This is a genomic window from Polaromonas vacuolata (assembly GCF_012584515.1).
In the GTDB taxonomy this organism is placed as follows: domain Bacteria; phylum Pseudomonadota; class Gammaproteobacteria; order Burkholderiales; family Burkholderiaceae_C; genus Polaromonas; species Polaromonas vacuolata.
Window position 1 is genome coordinate 1,670,352 of the sequence record NZ_CP051461.1, and the last position, 18,742, is coordinate 1,689,093.

Consider the following 18,742-nt stretch of genomic DNA (forward strand, 5'->3'; position numbering starts at 1 on the left):
TTACGAGTTCGTAACTTTTGCTCTTTTGACTCAATGATTAATACGTGTACTTAGCATTGAATGATTGTTACATCATTGTTGCCAAAGTGTATGAAGTTGGCATTACATAAACATGCCTAAATACTCTTTTTTTTGAATGCTTACGGTTTTGTGTTGTATCGACTTTTGTATAAATAAAAGTCAACGCTTTGCGTCTTAAACGGCTGCGATCATGGAATGTTTTCTTCGAGGAGTGAGCGAAATAATTTCGTCCCTGATGCCTCAATCCAGTGCGCTTTATTAACTGGTTTATTAACTCATTCAATTCATGCGACGCAATACGCAAGAATTGAAATGCTATTAAGTGAAATTGAATTTTTTCGAGCAAACGCTGAATAGTTGTTTGCCGACGCTATTGGTGTCGATAGATTCGATTCGTGTGCAAGACTCATTACGCTTTTGCCAACGGGTGGTTTTATATAAATCGCAGTGGCCGCTTAAATGCTGCACAGATTTCCTGTAAATTTCAAGCGTCAGTTTGTACCTGATTAATCTTTAAATTTAGGCGAAAAAAAGGCCAGCGTTAAACACTGGCCTTATATGTCTCAACTCCTCACGTTGTCGATATGCTTGCTTATTTTGTGCGCTTTGGCGAGCGGTTAGCTGCGAAGGGTGTAGACAAAACGATTAGCCGTGTTGACACGATGAACAGCTTGGCTAACGATGGTTTGCAGTGAATATTGTTTATTTGACTTAAGCTGGCTTAATGGGAAAGCGCTCAGTGCGCTTACTTCGCCGCCTCAACATTCACAGTAATAGTCTGACTCATCCCCGCCCCATAAGACTGGTGCGCGCCGTTGCCAAACTGCATGGTTAAGGTGTGCTTGCCCGGCGCAAGTTTGATTTCTGCTTCTTGTTGGCCTTTGCCAAAGTGAATGTGGGTGTCGTCCGCCGGTATGCTGGCGCCGGCGGCTATGGGAGCGCCGTCTACGATGATGTGGTGGTGGCCGGTTTTGTCTGTCATCTCGCCTAAGGGGGCTATCTTCATACCTTCTAGACCAAAACTGAGTTTGACTGGTGAGCTTACGTTGGCGTTATTTTGTGGGGATTGAAAAAATACGCGCTCGGCTACACCGGCTTGGATTGAGAGCAAGGATGCTGACAGAAAGAGGGCGCTCGCAGCAATGGATTGTTTGATCATATTGGCCTTTTTTTGAGGTTAGAAACTAAGATTTTAGTTTCTCACATTAGCCTCGTTTTTTTTATTGACGGGCTATTGCTAGAGCCAATGCCAATGCTTTGAGTCAAATTAAATTAAATTAAAGGTTAATTTTTGGTTTGACGCTGAGTAAATCTGTTTTAGATTTTTTCGCTTGTCTGGACATGATCCCAGGCTGGCTTACATAGTTTGACAATGGTTTAGGCATATTGGCGTATAGGCTTATGGCTTATGGCGTATGGCGTATGGCGTATTGCGTATGGCGTATAGGCGCAGTGGTTAGAACTTGATTCAGGCTAAAACTAGGTTTAACCCGAACTGAATTCTTAGCAAATTTTTTTGCTTAAAGCGACCAAGCCATCTGCATAGAAGGCCGTTGGCTAAACTTCACATACCAAGCTTTTACCTTTGGATAGCGCGCACGCCAGTCTATGTCGTCAAAGCGTAAATCTAGGTACCACAACGCGCAACCAAGCGTTATTGATCCTATGTCCACCCGGTCTGTCATAACCATAATGTCGGCTTCTAAATAGCTAAGTGCAGTTTCTACTTTATCCATCTGCCCAGCACGCCATTCCGGCCAGCGCATGGCTTCTGGCCGTGCGATGTCTTCATAGCGTGCCAATAGGCAAGCATCCATCATGCCGTCTCCTAGGGATTGCAGTGTTAGCGTTTCCCAACGTGTTTTACCTGTGCGTGGATGTAATGTGCCATTGGCTAAATCGTCTAAGTACTCGCAAATCACGCGGCTGTCGTACAGCGTTTGGCCCTCTTCGGTAATGAAAGTAGGTACTTTTCCCAGTGGATTTTTTGCGATGATGTCGGCATCGCGCTTAATGGGATTGGCATTAGAGGCCAGCAGTTTGATGCGCCCCTCTAGTCCTAGCTCATGGCTTGCGACCATACATTTGCGCACATAGGGGGAGTTGGGGGAAAAAAATATTTGCATTTCGTTTGGCCTTTCAAATTATTGTTGAGGTTTACTCGTTAGCAAAGCACTTTAAATTGATAGGGTGCTGCCGCTTAATAAATAAGAAATTAATGTCGCTTCATTTTGTTTAATGCGCTGGGCGATGGGCTTAATTTTTCAGCGCCAAAAAAAGGGTCTAGATCACTATACCGCTTGACCTTGGCTTAATAATTTTTAAACGTATTAGGCGGTTAAAGCCACTTAATGGAGTGTTTTATGCATTGGCTTTATTCAACTGGATATAAGCATGGTTTTGTTGATTCTACTTAACACTTTACCTTTAACTTTGCGTGTCATTGTTCTTAGTTACCCATAGTTCTGAGTGCTAAGCGGCTTGATTAAGCAAAATCAACTGACATAGTCCTGCTCATAAGCGCTATCAGCCATGGCGACCTAAGATGTTTCAACTTGCTTGACTCAGGAAAGACCCACTATGTTGAATGCTGCATTAGCCAGACCTTTTAAATCGACGCGCGGACTGCGCGTCAGCGCCAAACGAGGTGGCGCTCTCGCCTTGTTCGCACTGACCGCTAGTTTGAGTTTGATAGGCTGTGGAGATATGGCGCGCTTACAGGTCGCTGATGGTTCTGGTCTTACGCCTACGTTGCCAGAGCCGCGTAGCAGCTTGATACCGACTGTTAATATTGCGCCCGCCGTAGGCTGGCCTGACGGTGTGCAACCCAGTAGTCCTCTGGGCACTCAGGTCAACGCATTTGCACGTGGTCTGGACCATCCGCGTTGGTTGCTAACTTTGCCTAATGGTGATGTGCTGGTGGCTGAAACCAACGCCCCTGCAAAGCCCGACGATGCTAGCGGTATTCGCGGCTGGGTCATGGGCTTAGTCATGAAGCGCGCGGGTGCTGCAACCCAGAGTGCAAACCGGATTACTTTGCTGCGCGATAGCAAGGGCAGTGGCACGGCTGATCAACGCTTTGTGCTGCTAGAAGGTTTGAATTCTCCATTTGGTATGGCGTGGGTGGACGGCATGCTGTATGTGGCCAATACCGATGCGGTTGTGCGTTTTCCTTACCCGCTGGGGGATACACGCATCTCAAGTGCCGGCGTAAAAATAGCTGATTTGCCAGCTGGCCGCATCAACCATCACTGGACTAAAAGCTTGATTGCCAGCCCCGACGGCCAATCGCTTTACGTTACCGTAGGCTCAAACAGCAATGTGGCTGAACGCGGTATGGCGGCCGAAGAAGGCCGAGCTGCGGTTTGGAAGTTAGATATAAAAAGTGCGGACATGCGGCTATTTGCCACTGGTTTGCGAAATCCCAATGGCATGGCTTGGGAGCCGGTAACCGGCGCACTCTGGACCGTGGTTAACGAGCGCGATGAGTTGGGCAGTGATCTTGTGCCCGACTATTTAACCTCGGTAGTGAAAGACGGATTTTATGGCTGGCCTTATAGCTGGTATGGCGACCACGTCGATGTGCGTGTTAAACCGCCAAGGCCTGATTTAGTCGCCAGTGCCATAGTGCCAGATTACGCGTTAGGACCACATACCGCGTCACTCGGACTGGCTTGGGCTGGCGGTACAACGCTACCGGCAGCCTATTCGCAAGGCATGTTTATCGGTCAACACGGCTCATGGAACCGTCGCCCGCACAGCGGCTACAAAGTCGTCTACGTGCCGTTTTCGCAAGGCAAGCCTTCTGGTCTGCCGGTAGATGTGATGACGGGTTTTCTCAGTGCCGACGGTAACGCTTATGGTCGGCCAGTGGGTGTGGTGATGGACAAGGGTGGGGCGTTGTTGGTGGCTGATGATGTGGGGAACGTTATTTGGCGATTGAGTGCTGCGCGCTGACTATTTATGCTGCTGTTTTGGTGTTGATTTTTAGGCGCTAAAAAGTGCGTTATCTCGCCTCTTAAAAAAGCAGTAATGGACGTGCAGACTGCATTTATTTTTAGATGCCGAGCGGTTTAATAAAGGCTCAAATTATTGACCCGTGTCTGGGCGTTTGTGCGTAGTTGGGCAAGAATTGTTGCAAACAGGTTTGCTTTTTTGAAAAGTTTTTTTTGCGCATTACTTCTCAACAAGTAATGCATTTTTTAACATAAAGCAATATTAGGTAAATTTTTAAATGTCGCTGGACAGTGAATCTCTCAGTCTTTGATCAAAGCATAAATAATGCATAAATAATGCATAAATAAAGCAGCAAAAAAGATGCGAATAAGATGACTCGTATCTGCTGTTGAAATATTTAAACTTCGATTGAAAACCGTATGACTCATTCCCGCCCCGGTCACCAGTTTTTACATTCACCCGGCCCTACGCATGTGCCGTTAGCCGTCATGCAGGCCATGGCTAATCAACCCATGGATCTTGCCGATCCCCGGCTTAACGGCATCATTGACCGGGTTGAAGCTGGCCTTAAACGTTTGCTCAATACTGAGTCGGCGAATATTTTTCTTTATGCCGCCAACGGTCATGGCGCGTGGGAGGCGGTTATTAGTAATCTGATTGCACCAGGTCAAACGGTGTTGGTGCCGGGTACTGGCCACTTCTCTGAGTCTTGGGCGGTACAAACTGAGGCCATGGGTGGTCATGTCATTCGCACACCTTGGGTTGAGGGTTTGTCGATTGATGTGGCCGCTGTTGAGCGCGTCTTGCGGGAGGACACTGAGCACAAAATCGTGGCGGTGTTTGCCGTGCATACCGACACCGCCAGCAGTATTAGCAGTGACTTGTTGGCATTGCGCGCCGTTCTTGATGCGGTAAAACATCCCGCACTTTTTGTTGTCGATGTAGTGGCCTCGTTAGGGGCGAGTCGGTTCTCTATGCATGAGGTAGGGGCCAATGTTGTTTTGGGTGCTTCGCAAAAAGGTTTGATGTGCCCACCCGGTCTTGGTTTTGCAGCGGCTGATGCGCGTGCGATGGCGGTTTGCGAGGCCAATCCCACACCCCGTTTTTACTGGGACTGGCGACTGCGCGTGAGCGAATTTTCGTATCGAAAATTTTGCGGTACGCCGCCGCAAACTTTGCTCATGGGTTTAGACGCTGCGCTAGAGCTTATTTTTCATGAAGGCGTCGATCAGGTTTTGGCGCGCCATCAACTTATTAAACGCATGGTGCATGCAGCTGTTGCTTGTTGGAGTCAAGGCGGCGCGCTTCACTTTCTGGCCAGTGACCCGGCTAGTCGTTCAGCCTCCGTGACGGCTGTTGCGGTGGGGCCAGGTGCTAATCCGGAAGCTTTACGCACCTTGGCGCGGGAACGTTTTGATGTGGCGCTGGCTGGCGGCTTGGGTCAATTGGCTGGCCGGGTTTTTCGTATCGGCCACATGGGCGACATTAACGCGCCCATGATTTTGGGTTGCTTAGGCGGCGTAGAAGCTGCGCTGCGCGTGCAGCGCGTGCCGATTGGCTCAGGTGCATTAGAGGCGGCGGTGGCGTGCTTGGTTGCAGGCTAGTTTTCTTGTTATGCATCGGCGGTGGTTGAAACGGTCAATTTGACCTGAATCTAAGCATTCATTGACGTTTTTATTGACGACTTTAGAGTCTTTCACACCTCACTTTTTTGACCGAAAAATTATTTGAATTATTTGAATTATTTGAAATTGACTTTTATTTCACTCAGCTTTCGTCACTAATTTGTAATTTTTGCGATACAAAATTTCAGTTTTACAAAACGTTTCAAAGGTTGTGATTCATGAAGTCAAAGTTATTTCGCTCGCCATTGGCTTGTCTGTCCGTCATCATTGGTGTGCTCAGCCTTCATGCTTGTGCGCAAGATGGGACTCTTGTCTCGGGTGCAGTGAGTAATGTAGGTCAGACCAAAAATACGAATGCGCTAACACCATCACTGGCACCTGTTAAGCGCGTGTTGCTCATTAGCATTGACGGCATGCACCAGCAAGACCTCAATGTTTTTGTCAAAAGTCACCCTGATTCAAGTTTGTCACAGCTCTCTAGCAGTGGCGTGACTTATCAGCAAGCGTTCACGCCTGGCATGTCTGATTCCTTCCCCGGTTTAGCGGCTATGTTGACTGGCGGTACAGCTAAGTCGCATGGTTTTTTCTATGATGAAAGTTATGATGCGACGCTTTATCCCGCAGGCTCTAATTGCCAGGGCCCGCTTGGCGCTGAAGTTGACTGGACCGATTTCATGAATCAAGGCTTTGATGAGAAAGTCGGCTTTGTTCAAGTCCCTGGCAACACTGATGGTAAGCACCCGTTCGCACCGCTAGACCTGACCAAACTACCGCTGCGTAAGCTAGAAAATGGCAACTGTACGGTCGTTTATCCACACGACTACTTGCGCGTGAACACGATTTTCGAAGTCATCAAACAAAGCACTGGCGCACGTACAGCTTGGTCGGATAAGCACACGGTTTATGAGTGGGTAAACGGTCCGTCCGGGAAAGGTGTGGATGATTTGTTTGTGCCCGAGATCAAGGCCGAAGCCGTCGCCGGCAGTGGCGCAGCTTATGAAGCGGTGCTTTCGACAACGCTGATTTATGACGATATTAAAGTCGGTGCAATGCTCAATCAAATCGGTGGTTTAGATTCTTCTGGCATACATAAAGTCGGCGTACCGGTAATCATGGGTTTGAACTTTCAAGCTTTGAGTGTGGCGCAAAAAGCCGCTAGCCCGGGCGGCGGCTATCTTGATGCTGCGGCTACACCGGATACTCAGGTCGCTACTGCTATGCTGCACACCGATGCGTCTTTGGGGAAAATGATAGCGGCACTTAAAGCGCAAAACCTGTTTTCTTCGACCATGATTGTGGTGAGTTCTAAACACGGTCAATCGCCCATTGATCGGCGCAAAGTGCAACATGTCGGCCACTTTAGTGCTTTGCCTGCCTTTGCTTCTTTTAAAGAGGATATTGCGCTAATAGTTGATGACTCAACCGCCATGATTTGGATGAAAAATCACGGCAAAGCGGCGGCTTTGGCGGCTACGATCAAGGCCAATCCGGATGCGTTTTTTGCCCAGGATGTTTTATCCGGTGAGGCCATGACGGCCTTGTATGGCGACCCGGCAATGGGTCGTACGCCAGACATCATCGTCCAGCCAAAGTCGGGTGTGATTTACACCAAGAAAGGCAAGAAAATTGCTGAACATGGTGGTAATTCGGCTGACGACGCACACATTGCCTTGTTGGTATCGGCGCCTGGTTTGGTGGCAAAAAATGTCCACACCATGGTAAACCTCACGCAGGTTGCACCAACCGTTTTGCAGGCTCTAGGTATCTCGCCGCTCACACTTCAAGCGGTTGCAGCCGAGGGGACTTTGGTCTTGCCGCAACTAGGTTTGTAGTTTTTAAAACACCTGCGCAAAGTCTTGACTTTGCGCAGGTGTTGTCCGTGTCATGCTGCAAACAGTTTTTGTTTGCGCTAAGTTTTTTCAAACTTCAAAATAAGCTGGCCCCGATATTGATAAGCAGTGCTAGCACTGTCGTGTTGAACAAATAAGCCAGTATGCAGTGGGTAGTGCCCACTCGGCGCAAAGCTTTGGAGCTAAACGACACGTCAGCGGTTTGACCCGAGGTGCCTATGACTGCTGCAAAGTAAAAAAAGTCACCGTATCCAGGGTGATCGTCGTCTGGGAACTGCAGTCCAGGCCGCTCGCCTCGGGCGATACCCGCGTAGTAGTCGTGTGCGTAATGCAGCGCAAACATGACTTGTATAAACGCCCAAGAGCTGATCACGGTCACGCCTGCTAACACGATGTGGGCTATTTTTTCAGCGCCGTGCATGTCTTTGACAACGGCTAATTCCATGGCGATAGCGGCTAAACTGGCGATGCTCGCTAGCACCACCAAGCTCAGTATCACTAGCTGACCGTCGTCATGCAATTGCGCGCGATTGCGCATTTGGTTAGGGCTAGAACGATACATCATCATGCCGGCAAGGCCCACATAAAGAATGGTGCCGGTATTCCATGCGATCAAAAAACGCGTCACCAGCTGTACGGCTAGCGCTTCTGGCAAAGCCAAACCTAGACCTAAGGCAATAAGAAGTGCGATGAAAAGTCTGGGCCTGGCCTTGATCACGCGAAACAGGCGGGGCAGGCGGCTACGTGTTGAAGCCATGATTTAATTCACCATCACCAGCTTACCCATTACACCGCGCGTGCCCATGTGGGCGTAGGCAGCTTTGAGCTCGGACATAGGCATGCTGCGGTCTATCACTGGCTTGATCTTGCCTTGTGCATACCAGTCGGCCAGCTCGGCCATCATTTTGGCGCTGGCTTTGGGTTCCGCCTTGGCAAAGCCGCCCCAGAAAACGCCAACTATTGATGCGCCTTTGAGTAGCGGCAAATTGAGTGGCAAGGCCGGAATGCTGCCGGACGCAAAGCCCACGACTAAATAGCGTCCGCGCCAAGCAATAGAGCGGAAAGCTTGTTCGGCAAAGTCGCCACCAACCGGGTCATAAACCACATCTGGGCCTTTGCTGTCGGTGAGTTTTTTGAGGGCTTCGCGCAAGTTTTCTCGGCTGTAATTAATCGTTTCGTCAGCGCCTATTGATTTGCAGAGCGCACATTTTTCATCGCTTGATGCGGCTGCAATAACGCGGGCGCCTACTGCTTTGGCAATTTGAATCGCTGAGGTGCCAACACCGCCGGCCGCGCCCAAGACCAGCACGGTTTCACCGGCCTTGAGCTGGGCGCGGTCTACCAATGCGTGGTGCGAGGTCGCGTAAATCATGATGAAGGCGGCAGCATCGACCATAGGAAAGCTCTCTGGCAGAGGCATGCACATGTCAGCTTTGGCAATCGTGTGGGTGGCAAAGCCGCCGGTTCCGGCCAAACAGGCAACCGGTTGACCGACTTTGAGGTGGCTCACACCTTCGCCCACCGCTTGGACTAAACCGGCGTATTCCGAGCCCGGCACGAATGGCAACTCTGGCTTCATCTGGTATTTGTTTTGCACGATCAGCAGGTCGGGAAAATTCAGGCTGGCGGCGTGAATCGCGATCAATACCTCGCCGGCTTTGGGCGTTGGCGTAGGCAGCTCTGTCCATTGAACAGCGTCTATACCTGTGGGGTTCTCGCAAAGCCATGCATACATAGTGTTTTCCTTGATTTGTGGTGTTTATAGCGGATCGTGTCTCGTCACTACATCATAGGCATGGCTTGCCCTTGCCCTTGTCCCCAAGGCGTAGAGCGTTGGCAGCGCGTGTCTCACCCGTGACCTAGAATAATCTAATGAAAATTCTTATCTGCAACGACGATGGGTATCAGGCAACTGGTATTGTGGCCTTGTACGAGGCCTTAAAAGACATAGCTGACGTGGAGGTGGTGGCGCCCGAACATAACAACAGTGCTAAATCGAATGCACTCACGCTTAACTCTCCTATGTACGTGCAAACGGCGGCTAATGGCTTTCGTTATGTCAACGGCACACCGGCTGATTGCGTGCATATTGCGCTAACTGGTTTGCTCGGCTATAGGCCTGATTTAGTGGTGTCCGGCATAAATAATGGCGCGAATATGGGTGATGACACGATTTACTCGGGCACAGTTGGTGCGGCTATGGAAGGCTATCTTTTTGGTATTCCGGCGATTGCCTTTTCCCAAACCGAAAAAGGCTGGTTGCATATCGATGTTGCCGCTCAGCGCGCCAAACGCATGGTGCTACAGATGATGGCTTCGCTAGAGGTGGTGAGCGAAGGCGCTCATCCGACGCAAGCGCCTTGGCTGCTAAATGTTAATGTGCCTAATTTGCCGGACGATCAGATTCGGGGAACCAAGGTAGTGCGCTTAGGCCGTCGCCATGCGGCTGAGCGCGTGATTATTCAAACCAGCCCACGGGGTGAAACCATGTACTGGATTGGCGCTTCTGGGCCGGCCAAGGAAGAGGGCGAGGGCACAGACTTTTACTCGGCTAAACATGGCTTTGTGACGGTCACGCCGCTGCAAGTAGATCTGACCGATCACGATCGTCTACCGTTTTGGACTGAGACTATGGCCACTGCCGTGACGCCCGCTAATCCATGAAACCGCCGGAAAAAAAGGCATTCCCGCTCAACCGCACGCCTTTGGCGTTGAGCAGCGTGCCTTTACCGCCAGAAGCCCCGAGCAGGCCCGGCTTTCCGCTGCGAATGCCGGCCGATTACGGTACTCCGTCAGCGAGCAAAAAAATGTTTGTGCGCACTGCGCCTTCGTCTTTGTTAGCCAGTCCTAGGCCGCTAATCAATGCGCAAACCACGGCAATTAAATTAGCCAACAAAACCAAAACGCCTAGCTTTGGTCATACCGATGCACAGTCTTTTCTGGCGCTGCGTGCTCGTATGGTGCAAAACTTAATGACTCAAGGCGTTATTGATGTACGGGTATTGGCAGCGATGGGCTGCATAGAACGTCATCGTTTTGTCGACACCGCTTTGGCCAACCAAGGCTATGAGGAAACCAGCTTACCCATCGGTTTGGGGCAAACTATTTCAAAACCCAATGTGGTGGCGCGCATGCTTGAGCTTTTGCTGCATGGCCAATCTGGCAAGCTAGGCCGAGTTTTAGAGATAGGCACGGGATGCGGCTACCAAGCGGCGTTGTTGGGCCAACTCGCTACCGAGGTCTATAGCATGGAGCGATTACGTGGTTTGCATGACAAGGCGCGTGACAATTTGCGAGACTTTCGTTTGCTCAATGTGCATTTAATTTTTGGCGATGGCATGCTGGCTTATCCCCGCGGTGCGCCCTATGCGGCCATTATTGCCGCCGCTGGCGGTGCGGCTTTGCCGACGGCTTGGACAGATCAATTAGCCATGGGTGGACGCTTGGTCGCTCCCTTGGAAACCAGTCACGGCGTGCAGGCTTTGGTGGTGGTTGACAAGACCCCAAACGGCCTTCAGCACAGCGTGCTGGAGGCGGTTAAATTTGTACCCCTAAAATCAGGCATTAGTTAACCTTTCACTAAACATTTTCTACGCATCCGTTGAGCAGCAGTTCCACATTTTTTGGAGTCTGTTCCGGTACTTCTACTTTAAGAATTTGAAAGAAGCAATGAATTCAACAAGGGCTTGCACCATGGTCAAACCTTTCTCCTTTTTCAACCTCAAAAGTGCTTTGCGCCGCTTAGCCTTGCCGTGTGCTGTTGGCGCTAGCATGGCTCTTTTGGTGGCCTGTGGCACATCCTTGAACAAAGCGCCGGTCGAAGTTCGTGCCGGCTCTTCAAGTGCTGCCAGCGTGATCGATGCCAGCATCAAGCCCTTATTGGGTTCGGAAAATGCGGGAAAACCGGGCTACTACACGATTCGTCCTGGCGACACTTTGATTCGTATCGGCTTGGATAGCGGCCATAACTGGCGCGATATTGCACGCTGGAACAACCTTGAAAATCCTAACCAGATAGAGGTCGGTCAAGTCGTGCGCTTGTCGCCACCTTCATCAGACGCGGTGACTGCGTCCAGCACCAAGCCGGTTAGCTCACCAGTGGCGAGCACTGCCATGACTAGCAAAGCTTTGCCACCGGCACAGCCGGCTTCTGGGCCCGTTGCGCCAACCACAGCAGCTGCGCCAGCTTCCAATTCATCAACGCCTACCGGTGGCGATGATGAGTTAGCTTGGATTTGGCCCGCTAAGGGCACCGTCCTAGCAGGCTTTGATGAGTCAAAAAATAAGGGACTTGATATTGGTGGTAACGCTGGCGACGCAGTGATTGCGTCGGCTGATGGGCGCGTGGTTTACTCGGGTGCCGGTTTGCGTGGTTACGGAAACTTAATTATTCTTAAGCACAACAATACTTATTTGACCGCCTATGCGCACAATCAAACGCTGCTGGTTAAAGAAGACCAGAACGTTAAAAAAGGTCAGAAAATTGCAGAAATGGGAAGCAGTGATTCTGATCGAGTTAAGTTGCACTTTGAGCTTCGACGTCAGGGCAAGCCAGTCGACCCAGCCAAATATTTACCAGGAAAATAATTGTTAGTGATTGCCGCTCACAGATTAAAAAGTTTGACTGTGCTCAAAAGCTTTTGTCTGTGTGCCGGCGTTGGTTTGCTATTGTTGTTGACGGGCTGTGCATCTTCACCCAGCGTTCAGTCGCGCTCACCTTTCATCGGTAAGGCTTCGTTTGAGATAACGCCGGCTCAAGCGGCTGATCTGACGATTTATGCATTAGGTTTGGTTGGTACGCCTTACCGTTATGGCGGTAACACGCCAGAGTCAGGTTTTGACTGTAGCGGCCTGATTGGTTATGTCTTTAAAGCGCGTACCGGAATTGTGCCGCCGCGAACCGTGTCACAGCTCAGCGAGTGGGGTCAATCGGTTGCTAGGGTTGATATTCGCTCCGGCGACTTAATCTTTTTTGGCGATGGCCATGCCGGGATTTATGTCGGAGACAACCGGTTTGTGCATGCGCCATCATCCGGTGGTGACGTCAGGCTGGACTCATTAAATTCAAAATATTGGTCAGCGCAAAGGCTGGCTTATCGCCGGCCTTGAGCTGAGCAGTTTTTTTAGTCAGTAAAACGCAGATAAAACGCAGCTTAAAGGCCGATAGCCGCAATACCTGCACGCGCAATTTGTGCGTCTTCGTTCGACTTCACACCGCTCACACCGACAGCGCCCAAGCACTGACCGTCTTTCATGATGGGAACGCCCCCTTCGAGCATGCCCTGAATGTAGGGTGCGCTCAGAAAGGACATGCGGCCACCGTTGATGGTGTCTTCATAGACCTTGCTTTCGCGGCGACCCATGGCCGCTGTGTTGGCTTTAGCCGGTGCAATGTGCGAGGACACGGGTGGTGCGCCGTCAAGGCGATGCAGGTTGAGCAAGTGGCCACCATCGTCGACGATGGCTATGGTCACAGCCCAGTTGTTCTTTAAGGCTTCGGCTTCGGCAGCGGCGGCAATTAGTTTGATGTCGGCGGATTCTAGAAAGGCTTTTGTCTTCATGGGTATTTCATCTCATAGTTGCAAAGAAGCTTTAAGCATAGCTACCTTTTGCGTGGCTTTGCTTTTCGATTGCTCACTGGTTTGATGCAACTCTGCTTACAAAAAGTAGGAAGTCTAATGCCCACATAGCTTGAAAAAAGGTGTATAGCCCATAGAATATTAATATGTGCAAACGCATTTTTTCTGGAGACTAATCATGAATGACAACAGCAACACGCTTGACTACGCTGCCTCAGCTGGGGCGCAGCGCAACCGCGTCATGCGCAATACATACTGGCTGCTCGCGCTAAGCATGCTACCCACAGTTTTGGGTGCTTGGGTTGGATTGGCTTCTGGCATCACTCAGGCTTTAAGCGGCGGACTTGGCTTAATTGTTTTCTTGGGTGGCGCTTTCGGTTTTATCTACGCTATCGAAAAAACCAAAAACTCACCCGCTGGCGTTCCGGTACTGCTGGGCTTTACCTTTTTCATGGGCCTAATGCTGTCGCGCATGATTGGAATGATTTTAGGTTTTAGTAATGGCTCCGCTTTAGTCATGACCGCCATGGGCGGCACAGCTGGCGTTTTCTTCGTTATGGCGACGTTGGCTAGCGTGATTAAGCGCGATATATCTGGCATGGGTAAATGGTTGTTTGTTGGCGCTATCGTTCTGATGGTCGGCGGCATCATCAACGTATTTGTTGGCTCATCAGCCGGCATGATGGCTTTGTCGGTTGGCGTGATCGCAATTTTCAGCGCCTATATGCTGTACGACCTGAAGCAAATTTTGGACGGCGGCGAAACCAACTACATCAGCGCGACGCTGTCTTTGTATTTGGATTTGTTTAATGTGTTCCAAGGCTTGCTGATGCTGCTGGGTATTTTTGGTGGTGAGAGAGACTAATTGAGTCGCTGCTAACGCAGCACTTCACTAAACAAAAAAAGGACCTCATGGTCCTTTTTTTGTTTTTGATTGCGCCATTTAGCAAGATTGAACGAGCGATGGGCGCTGCTTTTTTGACTATCTCGCAAGCGCCAACTGCAAACGGGTTACATTCTCCAAACATGAAGCCTGTCAGCCCGCCCCCTCCCAAATCCCCTGTTCCCCGTGTCACCGCAAGACTCTCAGAGCAACTCGCTGATGCTTTAACTGCCAGTATCAGTGATGGTCAGTTTGAGGTTGGTCAACGCTTACCAACTGAGGGTCAACTCACTGAACGCTTTAGCGTGAGTCGCACCGTGGTCAGAGAGGCGCTTTCGCGGCTGAAAATGCTGGGCCTGATTGAATCGCGTCAAGGCTCTGGTGCTTATGTCATGCAGCGGCTTTCAACACTTAAAACCCAGCTGGTCTTGACGCCTGACGGCTCGATTGATGCGGTGATGCAAATGGTCGAAGTCAGGCGTGCTTTGGAAGCGGAGTCCGCCGGACTTGCCGCCAGCCGGCGCACGGCTCAGGATATTCGGCATATCAAGTCTGCGTTGTTAAAACTCGAACGCGCTGTCGCCGAGGGCGGCGACGGTGTGCTGCAAGATGTTGCTTTTCACAGCGCGATTGCGACTGCCGCACGCAATCCTTTTTTACTCGCGACGCTGGCCTATTTGAATCAGTTTTTGCTAGATGCCACCCGGGTGACCCGCGCCAATGAAGCGATACGAGCTGATTTTGCGCAGCAGGTATTGTCTGAGCACGATTTGATCGTGAAAGCGATCGTGGCCGGCGACAGTGATGCGGCAAGAGACGCAGGTGCTGCGCATATGGTCAATGCCGCACGCCGTATTCGCAGCGCGGATCCGTCCTTTTGGCAGGTGCAAGGCAGTCAGTTAGCCAGCCGCTTGTTGGTCGAGTTGGACTTGCCCTTGGTCATGGATAAACCCAAACGTAAAAACCCATCAGCACGAAAAACCCCTAGTAATACGAGTACCTGAGTCTGTTAAAGTTGTATGACAAATTTAAAATTTGCGTCAATATTTATAAATTATTCGGTCTGTAAGCCGAAGTTTTGTTTGCTTGGCGCAGGCTGAACCGCAAGGAAAACATCACATGACTGAAAAAATAGGCCTGATTGGTCTTGGCGCAATGGGCTTAGGCATGGCGCAGTCGCTGCGCAGAAAAGGCTATTCGGTTCATGTCTGTGATGTGCGCACTGAAGCTGCACAAGCTTTTGCAGCTGTTGGCGGTGTGGCTTGCGCGACCCCTGCGGCGGTCGCTGAGCATTGCGAAATCGTGGTCAGCGTTGTAGTCAATGCAGCTCAAACCGAACAACTTCTGTTTGGTGAGAACGGCGCTGCCGCCGCCATGCGCCGCGGCAGCGTGTTTGTAATGTGTTCAACGGTAGACCCCAACTGGTCTATCGCGATGGAAAAACGTCTGGCCGATATGGGTTTGCTCTACATCGATGCGCCTATCTCGGGCGGCGCGGCCAAGGCCGCATCTGGCGAGATGACCATGATGAGTGCTGGCAGCCCAGCGGCATATGCCAAAGCCGGTGCTGCGCTGGACGCAATGGCGGCCAAGGTCTACAAACTCGGCGACGCCGCTGGCCCCGGCAGCAAAGTCAAAATCATTAACCAGTTGCTCGCCGGCGTGCATATCGCTGCCGCTGCAGAAGCCATGGCGCTGGGCTTGCGCGAAGGCGTTGCGGCTGACGCGCTTTACGAAGTCATCACCCACAGCGCCGGCAATAGCTGGATGTTTGAAAATCGCATGGCCCACGTGCTGGCGGGTGACTACACGCCGCTTTCGGCGGTGGATATTTTTGTGAAAGATTTGGGCTTGGTGCTCGATACTGCCCGCGCCAGCAAATTCCCACTGCCCTTGTCAGCAACCGCGCACCAGATGTTTATGCAGGCGTCGAGTGCTGGTCATGGTCGTGAAGACGATTCTGCAGTTATCAAAATATTCCCAGGCATTGATTTGCCAGCTGCGAAATGACGGCCAAGCGCCGGCTTTTGCTGGGTTGCATCGCCGACGATTTCACCGGCGCGACTGACTTGGCCAACAATTTGGTACGTGCCGGAATGAGCACAGTGCAAACCATTGGCGTGCCCAGTGTTGATTTAGCCAGTGACGATCAAGAAGGTCCCGATGCGATTGTGGTGGCGCTCAAGTCGCGTACGATTTCGCCGCAAGACGCAGTCGCGCAATCCTTGGCCGCTTTGAAATGGCTTAAAAGTCAGGGCGCTGAGCAGATTTACTTCAAGTACTGCTCCACTTTTGATTCCACTGCCGAGGGCAATATTGGCCCGGTAACGCAAGCGCTAATGGCGGCTTTGCAAAGCCGTTTCACAGTTGCCTGTCCGGCTTTTCCCGAGGCTCTGCGCACGGTGTTTAAAGGCCATCTTTTTGTCGGTGATCAGTTGCTGTCTGATAGCGGCATGCGCAATCACCCGCTCACCCCCATGCTGGATGCTAATTTGGTCAGCGTATTGCAAAAACAAACCACACTCAAAGTGGGTTTGTTGAGCTACGACGTAGTCGCGCGTGGCGCCGAGGCTGTGCGTGAGCGTTTTGCACAACTCCAAGCCGATGGTGTTGAGGTGGCGGTTTTGGATGCGATTTCTAACGCCGATTTACTCACGCTTGGCCAAGCGCTGGCGGGTATGCCGTTGGTGACTGCTGGCTCTGGCATTGCTATTGGTCTGCCGCAAAACTGGCGTGCCAACGGCGCTTTAGGTCCTGCCGCTGCTGCTGATAAGTTGCCGCTTGCAAAAGGTTTTAAAGCCATTATTTCGGGCAGTTGCTCACTCGCAACCAACGCACAGGTGACGCATTTTCAGCAGTTAGGCTGCGCCAGTTTTCGTGTCGATGCATTGGCCTTGGCGCGTGGCGAAGATTTAGTCGCGCATGCCTTGGCTTGGGCTAAGCCGCTGCTGACGGTAGAGAATCCCGCGCCTCTGCTGATTTATGCGACGGCCGAACCCGCCGCTGTGAAGGATGTGCAAGCCCAATTGGGCGTAGAAAAAGCCGGCTCTTTAGTCGAAGCTGCCTTAGCCAGTATTGCCAAAGGTCTACTGGCGCTAGGCGTGCGCCAACTGGTCGTCGCGGGTGGCGAGACTTCTGGCGCTGTCGTGCAAGCGCTTGGCGTGACGCAACTCGCCATTGGCCCGCAAATCGCGCCCGGTGTACCTTGGACTTTTGCCAGCAATGGCGCGCAGCAGCCATTGCATCTGGCGCTTAAGTCCGGCAATTTTGGCGGTGTGGATTTCTTCACGCAGGCATTTGCCGTTTTGCATGACTGAGTCCGAACTGCGGCAAGAAATCTGCAGCGTAGGCGCGTCTTTGTATGCGCGCGGCTATGTGCATGCCAGCGCTGGCAATATCAGCGTGCGACTGCCTGACGATCAAGGTTTTTTAATCACGCCTACCGATGCTTGTTTGGGGCGTTTAGATCCGCTCAGCTTGGCTAAGCTCGACGCGCAAGGCCAACAATTAAGCGGCGCACGCGCTTCTAAAACGATTGCCCTGCACCGGGCGATTTACGCGGCCACTCCCAATGCCCAGTGCGTCATACACACCCACAGCACGCATTTGGTGGCGCTCACATTTCAAGGCGTCTGGCATGCAGACGATATATTGCCGCCGCTCACACCTTATTTTGTGATGAAGGTCGGTCACGTTCCCTTGATTGATTACCACCGGCCGGGTGACCCCAAGGTGGGCGATTTAGTGGCTGAAAAAATCAAAACCATGGCGGATAAAAAAACACCTATAAGGGCAGTGATGCTGTCTCGACTAGGGCCTAACGTCTGGCACGAAACACTGGCCCAAGCCAGTGCCGTGCTAGAGGAGTTGGAAGAAACTGCTCGGCTGTGGTTAATGCACAAGTCAGAGCCGCTGACAGAAGAACAAATACAAGCGCTACGGGATAACTTTGGCGCCAGTTGGTAAAAATATTTAAAGGATAAAAAATGCCGAAATTTGCAGCCAACCTCAGCATGCTTTACCCCGAGCTGGCTTTTATGGACCGATTCGCCGCAGCCGCAGCCGACGGTTTTAGCGCAGTGGAATACCTATTTCCCTACGCCTTTAGTGCCGCCGATTTAGCGGCGCAACTTAAACAACACCAGTTGCAACAAGTGCTGTTTAACGCCCCTCCGGGTGACTGGGATGCAGGCGAGCGCGGTATTTGCTGTTTACCAGATCGCCAAGTCGAGTTTAGAGAAGGATTTTTAAAGGCGATTGACTACGCCAAAACGCTTGGCTGCCCACGCATTCACGTGATGGCCGGCTTGGTGCCAGACGGTATTGACCCAGAACGCTTGCTTGCAACCTATATATCAAACTTGAAGTGGGCCGCAGAGCAGGCCGGTCTTGAAAATATAGACGTGCTGATTGAGCCGATTAACGCGCGCGACATGCCGGGCTTTTTCCTCCATCGCCAAGACCAAGCGCATGAAATTGTGCAGGCAATTGATGCACCCAACCTCAAAGTACAAATGGATTTGTACCACTGCCAAATCAGTGAGGGCGACTTAGCCATGAAGCTACGCCAATACCTGCCTACTGGTCGCGTGGGCCATTTGCAAATCGCTGGCGTGCCAGCGCGGCATGAGCCTGACATTGGCGAGGTTAACTATCCGTATTTGTTTGCGCTAATCGATGAGCTCGGCTATGACGGTCATGTGGGTTGTGAATACCGACCTAAGCGCGGTGCTGTAGCTGACGGTACTAGCGATGGATTGGGCTGGTTTAAAGCGCTGACTTGGCATTGATCTGTGGTTGAGATTTTCTTCAAAGGCGAGTGCGAAT

Annotated in this window: 18 protein-coding genes; 13 read left to right on the plus strand and 5 right to left on the minus strand. The window is 51.3% G+C overall.

The window, feature by feature from the left end; genetic code table 11:
* Positions 1-766: 766 nt before the first annotated feature.
* Together HC248_RS07610 and HC248_RS07615 are read right to left on the minus strand one after the other, a co-directional pair.
* Positions 767-1,180: a DUF4399 domain-containing protein gene (locus tag HC248_RS07610; RefSeq protein WP_168921968.1), complete on the minus strand. Its 414-nt coding sequence runs from the start codon at positions 1,178-1,180 to the stop codon at positions 767-769.
* 361 nt (positions 1,181-1,541) lie between these two features.
* Entirely contained in the window at positions 1,542-2,147 is a 606-nt protein-coding gene (locus tag HC248_RS07615) for a glutathione S-transferase (protein WP_168921969.1), read from the minus strand.
* Positions 2,148-2,601: 454 nt separating this feature from the next.
* Between HC248_RS07615 and HC248_RS07620 the strand changes: the two genes are divergently transcribed.
* The 3 genes from HC248_RS07620 to HC248_RS07630 all read left to right on the plus strand — a co-directional run bounded on the left by HC248_RS07620 (position 2,602) and on the right by HC248_RS07630 (position 7,435).
* A complete protein-coding gene (locus HC248_RS07620) occupies positions 2,602-3,978 on the plus strand; it encodes a PQQ-dependent sugar dehydrogenase (protein WP_168921970.1) in 1,377 nt (458 codons plus the stop codon).
* Between the two features lie 419 nt (positions 3,979-4,397).
* Positions 4,398-5,582 carry a pyridoxal-phosphate-dependent aminotransferase family protein gene (locus HC248_RS07625; protein WP_168921971.1) on the plus strand — a complete coding sequence of 395 codons (1,185 nt, stop codon included), beginning with the start codon at positions 4,398-4,400 and terminating at the stop codon, positions 5,580-5,582.
* A 239-nt stretch (positions 5,583-5,821) separates the two neighbouring features.
* Positions 5,822-7,435, plus strand: coding sequence for an alkaline phosphatase family protein (locus tag HC248_RS07630; protein WP_168921972.1), 1,614 nt, complete (start codon positions 5,822-5,824; stop codon positions 7,433-7,435).
* Between the two features lie 94 nt (positions 7,436-7,529).
* On the opposite strand, the gene HC248_RS07635 is transcribed toward HC248_RS07630, so the two are convergent.
* Positions 7,530-8,210, minus strand: a complete 681-nt coding sequence (locus HC248_RS07635) for a DUF1345 domain-containing protein (RefSeq protein ID WP_168921973.1) — start codon at positions 8,208-8,210, stop codon at positions 7,530-7,532.
* A 3-nt stretch (positions 8,211-8,213) separates the two neighbouring features.
* Positions 8,214-9,188 carry an NADPH:quinone oxidoreductase family protein gene (locus HC248_RS07640; RefSeq protein WP_168921974.1) on the minus strand — a complete coding sequence of 325 codons (975 nt, stop codon included), beginning with the start codon at positions 9,186-9,188 and terminating at the stop codon, positions 8,214-8,216.
* A gap of 137 nt (positions 9,189-9,325) precedes the next feature.
* Here HC248_RS07640 and surE point away from each other — a divergent pair, with 137 nt between their 5' ends.
* The 4 genes from surE to HC248_RS07660 all read left to right on the plus strand — a co-directional run bounded on the left by surE (position 9,326) and on the right by HC248_RS07660 (position 12,562).
* Positions 9,326-10,117 (plus strand): 5'/3'-nucleotidase SurE, encoded by a 792-nt coding sequence (surE, locus tag HC248_RS07645; protein WP_168921975.1) that lies wholly within the window; start codon positions 9,326-9,328, stop codon positions 10,115-10,117.
* Positions 10,118-10,221: 104 nt separating this feature from the next.
* Positions 10,222-11,025: a protein-L-isoaspartate(D-aspartate) O-methyltransferase gene (locus HC248_RS07650; protein ID WP_238342794.1), complete on the plus strand. Its 804-nt coding sequence runs from the start codon at positions 10,222-10,224 to the stop codon at positions 11,023-11,025.
* A 199-nt stretch (positions 11,026-11,224) separates the two neighbouring features.
* The gene (locus tag HC248_RS07655) at positions 11,225-12,040 is read left to right on the plus strand and encodes a peptidoglycan DD-metalloendopeptidase family protein (RefSeq protein ID WP_238342795.1); all 816 of its coding nucleotides are present in this window, start codon (positions 11,225-11,227) and stop codon (positions 12,038-12,040) included.
* A 33-nt stretch (positions 12,041-12,073) separates the two neighbouring features.
* Positions 12,074-12,562, plus strand: a complete 489-nt coding sequence (locus HC248_RS07660; protein ID WP_420372002.1) for a C40 family peptidase — start codon at positions 12,074-12,076, stop codon at positions 12,560-12,562.
* Between the two features lie 44 nt (positions 12,563-12,606).
* Here HC248_RS07660 and HC248_RS07665 read toward each other — a convergent pair whose 3' ends face one another.
* Complete coding sequence (locus tag HC248_RS07665; RefSeq protein ID WP_168921976.1) at positions 12,607-13,014, minus strand: GlcG/HbpS family heme-binding protein; 408 nt, start codon at positions 13,012-13,014, stop codon at positions 12,607-12,609.
* 196 nt (positions 13,015-13,210) lie between these two features.
* On the opposite strand from HC248_RS07665, the gene HC248_RS07670 reads away from it, so the two are divergent.
* The 6 genes from HC248_RS07670 to otnI all read left to right on the plus strand — a co-directional run bounded on the left by HC248_RS07670 (position 13,211) and on the right by otnI (position 18,705).
* Complete coding sequence (locus HC248_RS07670; protein ID WP_168921977.1) at positions 13,211-13,897, plus strand: Bax inhibitor-1/YccA family protein; 687 nt, start codon at positions 13,211-13,213, stop codon at positions 13,895-13,897.
* Between the two features lie 161 nt (positions 13,898-14,058).
* Positions 14,059-14,919, plus strand: a complete 861-nt coding sequence (locus tag HC248_RS07675) for a FadR/GntR family transcriptional regulator (protein WP_168921978.1) — start codon at positions 14,059-14,061, stop codon at positions 14,917-14,919.
* Between the two features lie 82 nt (positions 14,920-15,001).
* Entirely contained in the window at positions 15,002-15,925 is a 924-nt protein-coding gene (gene ltnD, locus HC248_RS07680; protein WP_272953643.1) for an L-threonate dehydrogenase, read from the plus strand.
* Complete coding sequence (gene otnK, locus HC248_RS07685; protein ID WP_168921980.1) at positions 15,922-17,232, plus strand: 3-oxo-tetronate kinase; 1,311 nt, start codon at positions 15,922-15,924, stop codon at positions 17,230-17,232. The genes ltnD and otnK overlap by 4 nt, the downstream gene beginning before the upstream one ends.
* A complete protein-coding gene (locus HC248_RS07690; RefSeq protein ID WP_168921981.1) occupies positions 17,225-17,881 on the plus strand; it encodes a class II aldolase/adducin family protein in 657 nt (218 codons plus the stop codon). Before otnK ends, HC248_RS07690 begins: the two co-directional genes overlap by 8 nt.
* 20 nt (positions 17,882-17,901) lie before the next feature.
* A complete protein-coding gene (otnI, locus tag HC248_RS07695) occupies positions 17,902-18,705 on the plus strand; it encodes a 2-oxo-tetronate isomerase (protein WP_168921982.1) in 804 nt (267 codons plus the stop codon).
* Positions 18,706-18,742 lie beyond the last annotated feature (37 nt).

Bases quoted from the DNA above. Each gene is read 5' to 3' on its own strand.
- HC248_RS07610 (WP_168921968.1), bottom strand. From the start codon at position 1,180: ATGATCAAACAATCCATTGCTGCGAGCGCCCTCTTTCTGTCAGCATCC.
- otnK (WP_168921980.1), top strand. From the start codon at position 15,922: ATGACGGCCAAGCGCCGGCTTTTGCTGGGTTGCATCGCCGACGATTTC.
- HC248_RS07625 (WP_168921971.1), top strand. From the start codon at position 4,398: ATGACTCATTCCCGCCCCGGTCACCAGTTTTTACATTCACCCGGCCCT.
- surE (WP_168921975.1), top strand. From the start codon at position 9,326: ATGAAAATTCTTATCTGCAACGACGATGGGTATCAGGCAACTGGTATT.
- HC248_RS07665 (WP_168921976.1), bottom strand. From the start codon at position 13,014: ATGAAGACAAAAGCCTTTCTAGAATCCGCCGACATCAAACTAATTGCC.
- HC248_RS07630 (WP_168921972.1), top strand. From the start codon at position 5,822: ATGAAGTCAAAGTTATTTCGCTCGCCATTGGCTTGTCTGTCCGTCATC.
- HC248_RS07635 (WP_168921973.1), bottom strand. From the start codon at position 8,210: ATGGCTTCAACACGTAGCCGCCTGCCCCGCCTGTTTCGCGTGATCAAG.
- HC248_RS07655 (WP_238342795.1), top strand. From the start codon at position 11,225: ATGGCTCTTTTGGTGGCCTGTGGCACATCCTTGAACAAAGCGCCGGTC.
- HC248_RS07675 (WP_168921978.1), top strand. From the start codon at position 14,059: ATGAAGCCTGTCAGCCCGCCCCCTCCCAAATCCCCTGTTCCCCGTGTC.
- HC248_RS07640 (WP_168921974.1), bottom strand. From the start codon at position 9,188: ATGTATGCATGGCTTTGCGAGAACCCCACAGGTATAGACGCTGTTCAA.
- HC248_RS07670 (WP_168921977.1), top strand. From the start codon at position 13,211: ATGAATGACAACAGCAACACGCTTGACTACGCTGCCTCAGCTGGGGCG.
- otnI (WP_168921982.1), top strand. From the start codon at position 17,902: ATGCCGAAATTTGCAGCCAACCTCAGCATGCTTTACCCCGAGCTGGCT.
- HC248_RS07615 (WP_168921969.1), bottom strand. From the start codon at position 2,147: ATGCAAATATTTTTTTCCCCCAACTCCCCCTATGTGCGCAAATGTATG.
- HC248_RS07620 (WP_168921970.1), top strand. From the start codon at position 2,602: ATGTTGAATGCTGCATTAGCCAGACCTTTTAAATCGACGCGCGGACTG.
- HC248_RS07690 (WP_168921981.1), top strand. From the start codon at position 17,225: ATGACTGAGTCCGAACTGCGGCAAGAAATCTGCAGCGTAGGCGCGTCT.
- HC248_RS07650 (WP_238342794.1), top strand. From the start codon at position 10,222: ATGCCGGCCGATTACGGTACTCCGTCAGCGAGCAAAAAAATGTTTGTG.